The organism is Sphingomicrobium aestuariivivum, from assembly GCF_024721585.1.
In the GTDB taxonomy this organism is placed as follows: Bacteria; Pseudomonadota; Alphaproteobacteria; order Sphingomonadales; family Sphingomonadaceae; genus Sphingomicrobium; species Sphingomicrobium aestuariivivum.
In genome coordinates this window covers 1,471,693-1,483,378 of sequence record NZ_CP102629.1, presented here as the reverse complement: position 1 = coordinate 1,483,378, position 11,686 = coordinate 1,471,693, and the positions used below count along the sequence as shown (strand labels likewise).

Annotated in this window: 11 protein-coding genes and 1 tRNA gene; 3 read left to right on the top strand and 9 right to left on the bottom strand. The window is 67.8% G+C overall.

Features of this window, described 5'->3' with window-relative positions; genetic code table 11:
- Positions 1 to 145: 145 nt before the first annotated feature.
- On the bottom strand, positions 146 to 760 hold the full coding sequence (locus tag NUW81_RS07660) for a LolA family protein (RefSeq protein WP_245112091.1): 615 nt from the start codon (positions 758 to 760) through the stop codon (positions 146 to 148).
- Between the two features lie 99 nt (positions 761 to 859).
- Positions 860 to 3,193 carry an FtsK/SpoIIIE family DNA translocase gene (locus NUW81_RS07655; protein ID WP_376741942.1) on the bottom strand — a complete coding sequence of 778 codons (2,334 nt, stop codon included), beginning with the start codon at positions 3,191 to 3,193 and terminating at the stop codon, positions 860 to 862.
- Between the two features lie 94 nt (positions 3,194 to 3,287).
- Here NUW81_RS07655 and NUW81_RS07650 point away from each other — a divergent pair, with 94 nt between their 5' ends.
- The gene (locus tag NUW81_RS07650; protein WP_245112088.1) at positions 3,288 to 4,502 is read left to right on the top strand and encodes an FAD-dependent monooxygenase; all 1,215 of its coding nucleotides are present in this window, start codon (positions 3,288 to 3,290) and stop codon (positions 4,500 to 4,502) included.
- A gap of 3 nt (positions 4,503 to 4,505) precedes the next feature.
- Here NUW81_RS07650 and NUW81_RS07645 read toward each other — a convergent pair whose 3' ends face one another.
- From NUW81_RS07645 to NUW81_RS07635, 3 genes are read right to left on the bottom strand one after another with little or no spacing between them, the layout of a single operon-like run.
- Positions 4,506 to 4,880 carry a hypothetical protein gene (locus tag NUW81_RS07645; protein WP_245112086.1) on the bottom strand — a complete coding sequence of 125 codons (375 nt, stop codon included), beginning with the start codon at positions 4,878 to 4,880 and terminating at the stop codon, positions 4,506 to 4,508.
- A gap of 44 nt (positions 4,881 to 4,924) precedes the next feature.
- Complete coding sequence (locus NUW81_RS07640; protein ID WP_245112083.1) at positions 4,925 to 5,557, bottom strand: LON peptidase substrate-binding domain-containing protein; 633 nt, start codon at positions 5,555 to 5,557, stop codon at positions 4,925 to 4,927.
- Positions 5,554 to 6,465, bottom strand: coding sequence for a tetratricopeptide repeat protein (locus NUW81_RS07635; RefSeq protein ID WP_245112080.1), 912 nt, complete (start codon positions 6,463 to 6,465; stop codon positions 5,554 to 5,556). The genes NUW81_RS07640 and NUW81_RS07635 overlap by 4 nt, the downstream gene beginning before the upstream one ends.
- A gap of 169 nt (positions 6,466 to 6,634) precedes the next feature.
- On the opposite strand from NUW81_RS07635, the gene NUW81_RS07630 reads away from it, so the two are divergent.
- Together NUW81_RS07630 and NUW81_RS07625 are read left to right on the top strand one after the other, a co-directional pair.
- A tRNA-Gly gene (locus NUW81_RS07630) sits at positions 6,635 to 6,709 on the top strand.
- Positions 6,710 to 6,791: 82 nt separating this feature from the next.
- A complete protein-coding gene (locus NUW81_RS07625) occupies positions 6,792 to 7,292 on the top strand; it encodes a DUF2721 domain-containing protein (RefSeq protein WP_245112077.1) in 501 nt (166 codons plus the stop codon).
- Here the strand turns inward: NUW81_RS07625 and trpA are convergent.
- Genes trpA through trpD form a run of 4 tightly spaced genes read right to left on the bottom strand, consistent with a single transcriptional unit; the run spans position 7,289 to position 11,679 of the window.
- Positions 7,289 to 8,086 (bottom strand): tryptophan synthase subunit alpha, encoded by a 798-nt coding sequence (trpA, locus tag NUW81_RS07620; RefSeq protein WP_245112075.1) that lies wholly within the window; start codon positions 8,084 to 8,086, stop codon positions 7,289 to 7,291. The genes NUW81_RS07625 and trpA overlap by 4 nt on opposite strands.
- Positions 8,083 to 9,267, bottom strand: coding sequence for a tryptophan synthase subunit beta (gene trpB, locus NUW81_RS07615; protein ID WP_245112073.1), 1,185 nt, complete (start codon positions 9,265 to 9,267; stop codon positions 8,083 to 8,085). The genes trpA and trpB overlap by 4 nt, the downstream gene beginning before the upstream one ends.
- Positions 9,264 to 10,640, bottom strand: a complete 1,377-nt coding sequence (trpCF, locus tag NUW81_RS07610; RefSeq protein WP_245112071.1) for a bifunctional indole-3-glycerol-phosphate synthase TrpC/phosphoribosylanthranilate isomerase TrpF — start codon at positions 10,638 to 10,640, stop codon at positions 9,264 to 9,266. Before trpCF ends, trpB begins: the two co-directional genes overlap by 4 nt.
- On the bottom strand, positions 10,633 to 11,679 hold the full coding sequence (trpD, locus tag NUW81_RS07605) for an anthranilate phosphoribosyltransferase (protein ID WP_245112068.1): 1,047 nt from the start codon (positions 11,677 to 11,679) through the stop codon (positions 10,633 to 10,635). The genes trpCF and trpD overlap by 8 nt, the downstream gene beginning before the upstream one ends.
- Positions 11,680 to 11,686 lie beyond the last annotated feature (7 nt).

Here is an 11,686-nt window from a genome sequence, read left to right as displayed (position 1 = left end):
GCCGACCTAGCGTTCGTCACGCAAGGCGAAGGTCGATATCACCGGGTAACAGGGGGAAACCCCGGACATCGACGATCAAAAGGATATTACGATTCGCAAGCTTTCAAATTGCTGAACACGTTTACAATCGAAACCCAAAAAACCCTTATGCTGGATCACGATAGGCGAACTTGCTGTCCGGAATGCTCACATTGTAGCGCTGGTTCTTGAGCGTCACGGCCGTGCGCTTGTTCTGCGCATCGATCGCGGTCCAGCCCTCGAGGCGAAGACCGCCCGGATAGGCGCCATTCTTGGTGAAGGCGAGGATGAGGGTGCCGAATTCGGGACGGCGCGCATCGCGGGCGCGCACGATCACGACGCGATCATCGCGGCTCGGCACGATCCGCGCGATGCGGCCGAGGTTCGGATTGTTCTGCAACAGCACCGAGAGCGGCGAGTTGGCGATCTCCCAACTCGACTTCTGCCCGACCTCATAATCGATGAAGTGCAGGTTCGCCCCGTCACCGACAAGGAGCATGTCGGCATTGGCACCATAGTCGAAGCGCACCTTGCCCGGGCGCTTCAGGGACAATTCGCCCGAGATCGAGCGGTTCCTGCCATCGGTCTGGGTGAAGGTAGCGGTCATCGAGCGCGTCGCGCCGAGATGACGCTCGACCTGGTCGATGCTCGCCTTGCTGCTCTGCGCCTCGACGGGGGCGGCAACGGCCACGGCGGCGACCGCCGCGACGGGGAAAGCAAGCTGCTTGGCCAGTGAAAACATCGGCAGAACTCCTGAAAAACCTTGTCGCCCCTGATGGGCATCCACGGTTGAATGCGTACTGAACCCGCGCGTTCCGTCGTGTTCAGCCGAAACGAGTGGCTAGATCGGCTGGCCGTCGCGGTCGATGAGCACGTCGCGGCGGCCGACATGGTCGGGCGGGCCGACAAGCCCCTCGTCCTCCATCCGTTCGATCAGGCGCGCGGCGGTGTTGTAGCCCACGCGCAGCTGGCGCTGGAGATAGGAGGTCGAGGCCTTCTGGCTGGTGGCGACGATCTGGATCGCCTGGCGGAACTGCTGCGTTTCGGCATCGTCCTCCCCGCCCGGCTCGCCATCGAGGCTGAAGCCGCCGTCCTCGGGCTCCTCGGTGACCGCCTGGATATAATCGGGCGTGCCCTGCGCGCGCCAGAAATCGGCGACCGCGCGGACTTCCTCGTCCGAGACAAAGGGGCCGTGGACGCGCTCGATCTTCTTGCCGCCGGGCATGTAGAGCATGTCGCCCTTGCCCAGGAGCTGTTCGGCGCCCTGTTCGCCGAGGATGGTGCGGCTGTCGATCTTCGAGGTCACGGCAAAGCTGATTCGGGTCGGCAGGTTGGCCTTGATGACGCCGGTGATGACATCAACCGAGGGGCGCTGGGTGGCCATGATGAGGTGGATGCCCGCCGCGCGCGCTTTCTGCGCGAGGCGCTGGATGAGGAATTCGACTTCCTTGCCCGCGGTCATCATGAGGTCAGCGAGCTCGTCGACCACCACCACGATCTGCGGCAGCGGAGCGTAATCGAGCTCTTCCACCTCATAGGTCGGCTGGCCCGTGTCGGCGTCATAGCCGGTCTGCACCTTGCGCTCCAATGGCTTGCCCTTGGCGCGGGCCTCGACGACCTTCTTGTTAAAGCCCGACAGCTGGCGCACCGACAGGCTCGCCATCATGCGATAGCGCTCTTCCATCTGCTCGACCGTCCATTTGAGCGCGCGGATCGCCTTTTGCGGTTCCGTCACGACGGGGGCGAGGAGGTGCGGGATGTCGTCGTAGATGCTCAGTTCGAGCATCTTGGGATCGATCATGATCATCCGGCACTCGTCGGGGCTGAGGCGATAGAGCAGGCTCATGATCATTGCGTTGAGACCCACCGATTTGCCCGAGCCGGTGGTGCCGGCGACGAGCAAGTGGGGCATGGGCGCGAGATCCGCAATCACTGGCTCGCCGCCGATATTCTTGCCGAGGATGATGGGGAGCGAGCGATTGTCGCCCGCAAAATCAGCCGAGCCCAGCAGTTCGCGCATGTTGACCATGTCGCGTTCGTTGTTGGGCAGTTCGATACCGATGACGCTGCGTCCCGGGATGGTGGCGACGCGCGCCGACAGCGCCGACATATTGCGGGCGATGTCGTCGGCCAGCTGGATGACGCGGCTCGCCTTGATGCCGCTCGCGGGTTCGAGCTCGTACATGGTGACGACGGGGCCGGGCTTCACCTCGACGATGTCGCCGCGCACGTGGAAATCCTCGAGCACGCTTTCGAGGAGACGCGCGTTGCGCTCGAGCGCGGCCTTGTCGATCTTGGCGTTGATCGCCTCGCCCGGCGGGGTGAGGAGGTCGAGCGCGGGAAGCTCGTAGCCGTCGCCCAGCGCGAGGCTCGCCTGCTGGCCGCTGGCCTGCCGCTTGGGCTTGGGGCTGGCGGCCGCGATGACGGGCGCGGCGGGCTCGGCGACCTCGACCTCCGCGCGGGGCGGACGGGCGCGCTTTTCCGCTTTTTTCTTTTCTTTCAGAGGCTTAGACGATTTCTCGCGACGCAGGGTCGGGGCCTTGAGCGCCTCGCGGCTCGGCACCAGCTGGCCCAGCGTTTCGCGTTCCTCCTCACGAAGCGCGAGCGCCATCAGGAAGAGCGCTACCCCGCCGAGCGCGGCGATGATGAGGAGCGAGAGCCGCACCGGTCCGGCGATCCCCGTATCATCGATCAGACCGACTGCCGCCTCGACCAGCCCCGCGCCGCCCATGCCGGCCAGCCCGCCCCAGCCAGCGGGAAGCTCGCTGACGCTGCTGTCGGTGAGGAGCGCCAGCGCGGTGCCGACGCCGATCGCGCTACCGATGCCGAGCAGCACGGGGCGCGCGGCATGACCGGTTTCGGCAAGCCGCAGGTGGCGCCATCCGCCGACCAGCAGCAGCGGCACGAAAACGAAGGAGGCCATGCCGAAGGCCTGGAGGAAGAGGTCGCTGGCATAGGCGCCGAAATTGCCGAGCCAGTTCTCGGGCACGCCGCCCGCCGCCGTCGACAGCGAGGCATCGGTTGCCTCGTGGGTCAGGAGCGCCAGCGCCAGCGCCAGCCCGCCGAGGACCATCGCGAGGCCGCCCGTGCGGCGCACCATGCTCGCGAAAAACCCGTGAATCGCCTCGCCCGCGCCGCCCTTGCCGCGCGTCACCTTGGCTGCCTTGGTCGCCATGCCCATTCCCCTTCGTGGCCGGCAATATAGCGGCTAGCCCCATGGGGCGGTCAACGCCCTATCGCGCGCGCGTCAATTTGCCTATCGAGGGGCCATGAGCGATGTCATCATCTCGGGCGGCGGCCTCGTCGGCCTCGCCCTCGCCGCCGCGCTCGACAGCGCGGGCCTGAAGGCGGTCGTCGTTGACCCCGCCGATCCCGACGCGCAGGCCGATGCCGCCTTCGACGGGCGCACCAGCGCGGTCTCCTCCTCCTCGATGCGCATGTTCGAGACGATCGGCATCGCCGACCATCTCCCCGCGCCGGGCAGCCCGATCCGCACCATCCAGGTCGCCGACGGCCTTGCCCCCGGCGGCCTCGCCTTCGAGGCGGGCGAGGAAGGCGAGCCGCTCGGCTGGATGCACGAAAACCGCAACTTGCGCCGCGCGCTCATCGACCGCGCCCGTGCAGGCAAGAACCTCGACCTGCGCTACGGTCGCCGTGCCGTCTCGACAGTGCGCGACGCGCATGGCGTGCGCATGACGCTCGACGATGGCAGCGAAATCGCGGCGCCGCTGCATGTCGCCGCCGAAGGTCGCAATTCGCCGACCCGCGAGGCTGCGGGGATCCGCGTTGCGCGCTGGAAATACGACCATCACGCCATCGTCTCGGTCCTCGCGCATGACGAGCCGCACGGCGATGTCGCCTACGAGATCTTCTATCCCGAAGGGCCGTTCGCGCTCCTGCCGATGACCGACCTTCCCGACGGGCGCCACCGCTCGGCAATCGTCTGGTCGGTGCCGTCGGACAATGCGCCAGGCTTCCTCAAGCTGTCCGATGCGGACTTTGCCGCCGAGGCCGAGGCCGCAGCGGGCGGTTTCCTCGGGCGCTTCGAATTGCTTGCCCCCCGCTCGACCTACCCGCTCGGTTTCCACCGGACCGCGCGCATCACCGATGAACGGCTGGTGCTGGTCGGCGATGCCGCGCACGGCATCCACCCGATTGCCGGACAGGGGGTCAATCTCGGCTATCGCGACGCCGCCGCGCTCGCCGAAGTGCTGGTCGAGGGCCGCCGTTTGGGCATGGACCTTGGCGATGCCGCGCTGCTCGACCGTTACGCGACCTGGCGCGGGCTCGATTCGCTGAGCGTGGCTGCCTCGACCGACGGCTTCGTGCGCATGTTCGGCGTTCCCGGCCGCACCGCGTCGGTCGTCCGGCGATTGGGCATGGGCATCATCGACCGCATCGGCCCGCTGAAGGAACGGCTCAAGGACGAGGCGCAGGGCACCTCGGGCGACCTGCCGCTGCTCTTGCGCGGCCTGCCGATCTAGGCGTCAGCCCTTCCAGGTGTAGAGCGGGCGATAGGCCTTGCGCATGCGCAGGGCCAGCACCGCCAGCCCCGCGAGCCAGAAGGCCGCCCACGGATAGTCGGCAGTCATCGTCACGTGAAACAGGAAGATCCACGCCACCGTGGGGGCGAGGATGACCACGCCAAGCGGCGCCGTGCGCTTCCATATCAGCGCCGCGCCGCCCGCGATGAAGCTCGCGCTCGCCAGTTTCATCGGAAAGGCCGCGCGATTGGCTTCGAGCAGGGCGACCGCGTCGGGCTGGCTCGTCTCGGGCGGCGCCACCCCGATGAAGGGTGCGAGGCCCCAGAAGAGGAACCAGGCGCCATAGGCGATGCGAAAAATGTCGAATGCGAGCTTCATTCCGTCCCCCCGTTGATGGGAGGCGATCATGGCCAAGCCGCTTCCTATTGCAAGGTCTGGTCGGCCTCGGGACCGCCGGGCGCGATGCGCTGGAACTGCATCAGCTGGACGAGCAGGTCGGCGCGGCCGGCAAGCTCGCGCTCCTCGAGCAGCGCCTGCTTCGAAGGCACGTCGAACGGCGCGACCTGACTGATGGCGTTGACCAGCGTCTCGTCGTCGAGCCGCGTCACCGCTTCCCAGTCCACCTCGAGTCCGAGCGCATTGCCGAAGGCACGCGCTTCCTCCTCGACCGACACGCGCCGCGCGGGGCCGAGCGTGCCGACGATGCTGTCATCATATGCGTTCAAATCGACGTCGAGCTGGCGGTAGAGCGTGTCGACCTGCGGTTCGCGGATGGTGCGGAAGCGTTCGACGCCCTCGAGGATGATGTTGTAGCGCCCGTCATCGAGCTCTTCCAAGGCGACGATATCGCCGATGCAGCCGACCTGGTGGAGCGCCTCGTCATCCTCGGGGTCGAGCGGCTGTACCATCGCGATTCGCCCGTCGCCGTCGATCGCGTCCTTCACCATGTCGCGATATCGCGCCTCGAAGACATGCAGCGGGAGCTGGGCGCGCGGAAAGAGGATCGCCCCCGCGAGCGGAAAGATGCGCACGCGAGCGGGGCGGGCGTCCATCATGTGAAGAGCACCGCCGACAGGCGCCGCCGCTGCGTCTTCGACCAGTCGTCCTCGAGCCCTGCCGCCTCGATCAATTCGAGGAAGGTGGTGCGCGCCTTGCCGCCTTCCCATTCCTTTTCGCGGCCGATGATTTCGAGGAGATTGTCGGCAGCCGCATCGCGCTGGCCCGCCGCCATCGCGGCTTCGGCAAGCTTGTAGCGGGCTTCATGGTCGTCGGCGTCGGCCTCGAGACGGGCGATATAGGGGCTGGTGTCGACCGCTTCCTCGCCCATGCCGGCCATCTTGAGCTGGGCGCGGGCCTGCGCGATCGCGGGGTCGCCGGCGACCTTGTCGTCGAGCCCGTCGAGCAGCGCCTGCGCCGCCTCGACCTGCCCGCCGAGGATCTGCGCGCGCGCCATGCCGGCGACGACCTTGGGGTTGTCGGGGGCCATTTCCATCAGCTGCGAGAAGAGGATCATGGCGCGCTCGCCATCGCCGCCCGCCAGCACTTCCTCGCCCATCGCGAGCAGCGGTTCGACCTGCTGCTGGGTCTGCTGCGCCTCGCCGTCGAGGGGGAGCTGGCGAATCATCTGGTCGAGCACCTGCCCGAGCTGGCCGGGCGTGCGATACTGCGTGAGGTCACCGAGCGGCTGGCCCTGGAACAGCGCATAGACGGTCGGCACCGACTGGATCCGGAACTGGGCGGCGATGAACTTCTGCTCGTCGACATCGACCTTCACGAGCATGACGCCCTTGTCGGCATAATCGGCCGCGACCTGTTCGAGAATCGGCGTCAGCTGCTTGCACGGCCCGCACCAGCTGGCGGTGAACTGGAGAATGACCAGCTTGGACATGGAGGGGTTGATGACCTCCTCCTCGAATCGCTTGAGCGCAGCCTTGTCGTCGTCGCTCATTCCCAGCGTGGCCATTGATTTCGTCCCCAAGATTGATGTGCTTTCCCCCGTCATATGGGGTTCCGGGGCCTCTCGACAACCGCGGGATAAAATTGGGGGTTGCAGCATCCGACATGTCCCGCTATCTGCGCCTCCACCCAGTCGGGAGACGCGGCCAACCGGCCACTTCCCGGCACGCCAGTGAGCGGGCGTAGCTCAGGGGTAGAGCATCACCTTGCCAAGGTGAGGGTCGGGCGTTCGAATCGCCTCGCCCGCTCCATTTTTCCTCCAATCCGTTTGTGAAGTCGGCGCGTTGATCGCGCCGCCGGGCGCGCTATGGTCGTGAGCCGAAGGGGGAACAGATGATCGACTTTTCCATCGCCGCAGGGGTCGCCGACCTCATCGAGCGCACTGCCTCGACACCGCGCGTCCAGTCGATCCTCCAACTGAGCCTCGCCCCCGTCTTCCTTCTCGCGGGCATCGGCGCCTTCCTCAACGTGATGAACATCCGCCTGACCTGGCTGGTTGAGCGGGTGAACGGCATCGAAGCTGCCCTCGAGGACCGCCCCGACGACCGCCGCGCCGAACAATTGCCCGTGCTGCTGCGTCGCCAGCGCTACGCCCATCATGCGGTCAACCTGTCGACCGCGGCGGCGCTGATGATCTGCCTCGTCGTCGGGCTCCTGTTCGTCTCGGCCTTCGTGCGCACCGCGCTCGGGACCTTCGTCGCACTGTCGTGGATCGGCGCGATGGCGCTGATCTTCGCAGCCCTCACCTTCTTCCTGCGCGAGACGTCGCTCGCGACCAGGAACCTCCACGATACGCGCGAATTGGCGCGCCGGATCAGCGAGCGCGAAGGCTAACGCGTCCCCGACTTCAGCTCGGCGACCAGTGACCGCACCGCCGCCACCGGATCGTCGGTACCCTGCGCTGCCGCGACGATGGCGCTACCCGAGATGACGCCCGCGGCGCCCGACTCGATGCCGGCGCGCACCTGCTCGGAGGTGGAGATGCCGAATCCCAGCACTGGTGGCGGTGCGCCGAGCGCGCGCAATCGCTCGAACAGCGCATCATGGTCGAGCGCCATGTCGCTGCGCTGTCCCGTCACGCCCGCGCGCGCCACGCAATAGGTGTAGCCCGAGCCGAGCTCGGCGATCCGCTCGAGCGCGGCGTCGCCGGTGTTGGGCGCTGCGATCAGCACGAGGTCGAGCCCGGCCGCCCGCGCCGCCGCGGCAAAGCGGGGCGCTTCGAGGCTGGGCACGTCGGCGACGAGCAGGCTGTCCGCCCCCGCTCCGGCGGCATCGCGGCAGAAGGCGTCCAATCCCCGCGCCACCACGAGATTCGCATAGGTGAGGATCCCGATCGGCACGTCGGCATGGCGAGCACGGACTTCGGCGATGATGCCGAAGGAGGCCGCAGGCGTCATGCCCGCTGCGAGCGCGCGATCGGCGGCGGCCTGGATGACCGGCCCGTCGGCGACGGGATCGGAGAAGGCAATGCCGACCTCGAGCATGTCGGCGCCGCCTTCGACGCAGGCGTGGAGCAATTCGACGCTGGTTGCCGCATCGGGATCGCCGAGCATCAGGAAGGCGCCCAGCGCCCCCTCGTCCGCCGCGTCGAGCCGGGCGAACATCTTTCCATATCGTTGGCTGCTCATGCGGCGAGACCCACCAGTTCCATGGCCTGCGCCATGTCCTTGTCCCCGCGCCCCGACAGGTTGACGAGGATGATCTTCTCCTCGCCCACAGCCTGTGCGGCATCGACCTGCTTGAACCCTTCGGCGAGAGCATGGGCGGTCTCGAGCGCAGGAATGATCCCTTCCTCACGCGCGAGCCGCTGGAAGGCCGCGATGGCCTCGGCATCGGTCGCGCCGACATAAGTGGCGCGTCCCGAGGCCATCAGATGTGCATGCTCGGGGCCGACGGCGGGATAGTCGAGGCCGGCCGAGACCGACCAGCTCTCGCCGACCTGTCCGACATCGTCCTGCATGAGATAGGTCTCGGCGCCATGGAGGATGCCGCGACGCCCCTTCTGGAGGGTCGCGCCATGCTCGCCGCTGTCCATGCCCTTGCCTGCAGCCTCGACGCCGACCAGCGCGACGCCCTCGTCGGGCACGAATTCATGGAACATGCCGATGGCGTTCGACCCGCCGCCGACACAGGCGATGACGCTGTCGGGCAGGCGCCCTTCGCGCTCCAGCATCTGCGCGCGCGCCTCTCGGCCGATCACCGCCTGGAAATCGCGCACCATCTGCGGGAAGGGGTGCGGCCCCGCCACCGTGCCGAGGAGGTAATGGGTGTCCGCAAAGCTCGCGGTCCAGTCGCGCAGCGCCTCGTTGACCGCATCCTTCAGGGTCCGGCTGCCGATCTCGACGGGGATCACTTCGGCGCCCATCAGCTTCATCCGGAAGACATTGAGCGCCTGACGCTCGGCATCGAGCGCGCCCATGTAGATGCGCGTCTCCATCCCGAACAGCGCGCCCGCGATGGCGGTCGCCACCCCGTGCTGGCCCGCGCCCGTCTCGGCGATCAGCCGCGTCTTGCCCATGCGTTTCGCCAGAAGGGCCTGCGCGATCACTTGGTTGGTCTTGTGCGCGCCCCCGTGGAGCAAATCCTCGCGCTTGAGGTAGAGCCGAACGCGTTCATCGCCGATATTGCGGCACCGCGTCAGCGCGGTCGGCCGCCCCGCATAGGTGCGCAGGAGATGGTCGAGCTCGGCCAGGAAGCCCTTGTCCTCCATCGCGCCCAGATAGGCGGCCTCGAGCTGTTCGATCGCGGGAACGAGGATTTCCGGAACATAGGCACCGCCGAAATCGCCGAAACGGCCGTCCTGCCTCATCGCGCACTCCGGCGGTCGGGATGGCGCAGCGCGGCGAACAGCGCTTCGATCTTCTCGGGGTCCTTGGTCCCGGGCTCGCTCTCGACGCCAGAGCAGACGTCGATGCCATAAGCGCCGGTACGCACGGCCTCGCGGACATTGTCCGGACCGATGCCGCCAGCGAGGAAGGCGCGGGTAAGGTCGTCGCGCCCCGCGATCCGGCTCCAGTCGAAAGCGATTCCGGTGCCCCCGCTCGAGCCGCCCACGAGCGTGTCGAACAGGGTGCGGTCGGCCAGCGGCACGGGGTCGGGCCCTTGCTCGCCGACCTGCGAGAGCGCCCAGCATTCGGTGCCGGGGCGAAGTTTTTGCCGCAGTTGCGCGATGATTGTGTCGGCGCCGGGCTCGTGGAGCTGGACCGCGTCGAGCCGCAGGATCCGGCTGGCCTCGGCGATGGCCTCGGGGTCGCGGCCGCGAAACACGCCGACGGTCTTCATGCCGAAATCGGAGGCCAGCATGGTCAGCGTGCGCGCCCGTTCGACGTCGATCGCGCGCGGCGTGCCGGGCGCGAAGATGAAGCCGACGTGGCTCGCGCCCTGGCGAGCCGCCAGCGCGACGTCGGCGACCCGTGTCATGCCGCACAGCTTCACGGGACCGTGGACCAGCGTGCGCGCGGCAAAGGCGATGTCGTCGGCCGCCATCAACGCGGAACCGACGAGGAAACCGTCGACCAGCGGCCCGAGCCGCTGCGCATCGGCAAAGGTGGAGATGCCGCTCTCGGAAACCAGCGTGACATGCCCGGGCACGAGGGGTGCGAGCCGTTCGGTCACGGCAAGGTCGGTGGAGAGTGTCTTGAGATCGCGATTGTTGATGCCGACGAGGGTCGCGCCGAGCGCCATCGCGCGGGCGAGTTCGGCCTCGTCATGCACTTCGACCAGCACGTCCATGCCAAGCGCGCGGCCGCGCTCCATGACTTGCCCGGCGGTGGCATCATCGAGCACTGACATCATCGCCAGCACGGCATCGGCGCCGCAGGAGCGCGCCTCGTCCACCTGCCGCGGGTCAACGATGAAATCCTTGGCGAGGATCGGCCCGCCATAATCCTTGCGCAGCCGTTCGAGCAGCGCGAGCGAACCGCCGAAATCCGCCTCGTCGGTGAGGATGCTGATGGCATCGGCGACGGGGCGATAGGCGGCGAGCGCCTCTTCGGGACGATGCGCCGCGACATGGCCCGAGGGTGATTTGGGCTTTACCTCCATGATGAAGCGCGCGCCGGGCTTGCGCAGCGCCTGCGAGAGGCTCCGCGTCGTCGGCTGGGCGTTGAAGCGGCGTGTTCCTAGCCGCTCCTCCACCTCGCGCCGCTTACGCGCGATAATCCTGTCGAGAACGTCACCCATGACTTGCCTCCACATAAGCGGCGAGCACGGCCCCCGCCTTGCCCCCGTCGATCGCGGCACCTGCCGCCTCGACCGCTTGCGCCAAGGTGCGCGAAGTGCCCGCAAGGTGCAACAGCGCCCCTGCGTTGAGCGCCACCATGTCGCGTTCGGCCTTCGATCCCTTGCCCTCGAAAATGGCGCGCAGCCGACGCGCATTCTCCTGCGCATCGCCGCCCGCCAGCGCTTTCAGCGGCGCGGGGTCGAGACCGACTTCCTCGGGCGCGATCACTTCCTCGCTGATCTCGCCATGCTCGAGCCGCAGCGCGCGGCTGTCGGCGTGCAGTGCAAGTTCGTCGAGCCCTGCGCCATGCACCACCAGCGCTTTCTCGACCCCCATCGCCTGGAGCGTCCGCGCGATGCGGCGCATCAGCGTCGGATCGGCCACGCCGAGGAGCTGGACCCTCGGGCGCGCCGGATTGATGCAGGGACCGAGCAGGTTCATCACCGTGCGCACGCCGAGTTGCCGCCGCACGGGGCCCGCATGCTTCATGCCGGGATGGTAAGCGGGGGCGTAGAGGAAGGTGAAGCCGGTCGCGTCCATCACCGCGCGCGCCTCGTCGGCGGGCATGTCGATCCGCGCGCCCAGCGCCTCGAGCACGTCGGCCGAACCGCATTTCGAGCTGACCGAGCGGTTGCCATGCTTGGCGATGGGCAGCCCGCAGGCCGCGGCGACGAACCCCGCCGCGGTCGACACGTTGATGATGCCCGAGGAATCGCCGCCCGTGCCGCAACAATCGGCGAACAACGTGTCGGGCGAGGGAAACTCCTCCGCCGCCGCGCCCAGCGCGCGCGCCGCGCCGATCATCTCCTCGGCGGTCTCGCCCTTCATGCGCAGCGCCACCAGCACGCTTGCGATCTCGGCTTCGGACAGCCGCCCGAGGACGAGCCGTTCGAACAGGTGCTGCGCGTCCTCCGAGGGCAGGTCCTCGCCCGACAGGAGCTTGGGCAGCGGGTTGGGAACGGGGCCGAGATCGGCGGGGAGATGGGCTTTATCGAGCATGTTGGTC

Excerpts from the sequence above, each read along its gene's own strand:
- NUW81_RS07660 (WP_245112091.1), bottom strand. The coding sequence starts at position 760 with ATGTTTTCACTGGCCAAGCAGCTTGCTTTCCCCGTCGCGGCGGTCGCC.
- NUW81_RS07655 (WP_376741942.1), bottom strand. The coding sequence starts at position 3,193 with ATGGCGACCAAGGCAGCCAAGGTGACGCGCGGCAAGGGCGGCGCGGGC.
- NUW81_RS07650 (WP_245112088.1), top strand. The coding sequence starts at position 3,288 with ATGAGCGATGTCATCATCTCGGGCGGCGGCCTCGTCGGCCTCGCCCTC.
- NUW81_RS07645 (WP_245112086.1), bottom strand. The coding sequence starts at position 4,880 with ATGAAGCTCGCATTCGACATTTTTCGCATCGCCTATGGCGCCTGGTTC.
- NUW81_RS07640 (WP_245112083.1), bottom strand. The coding sequence starts at position 5,557 with ATGATGGACGCCCGCCCCGCTCGCGTGCGCATCTTTCCGCTCGCGGGG.
- NUW81_RS07635 (WP_245112080.1), bottom strand. The coding sequence starts at position 6,465 with ATGGCCACGCTGGGAATGAGCGACGACGACAAGGCTGCGCTCAAGCGA.
- NUW81_RS07625 (WP_245112077.1), top strand. The coding sequence starts at position 6,792 with ATGATCGACTTTTCCATCGCCGCAGGGGTCGCCGACCTCATCGAGCGC.
- trpA (WP_245112075.1), bottom strand. The coding sequence starts at position 8,086 with ATGAGCAGCCAACGATATGGAAAGATGTTCGCCCGGCTCGACGCGGCG.
- trpB (WP_245112073.1), bottom strand. The coding sequence starts at position 9,267 with ATGAGGCAGGACGGCCGTTTCGGCGATTTCGGCGGTGCCTATGTTCCG.
- trpCF (WP_245112071.1), bottom strand. The coding sequence starts at position 10,640 with ATGGGTGACGTTCTCGACAGGATTATCGCGCGTAAGCGGCGCGAGGTG.
- trpD (WP_245112068.1), bottom strand. The coding sequence starts at position 11,679 with ATGCTCGATAAAGCCCATCTCCCCGCCGATCTCGGCCCCGTTCCCAAC.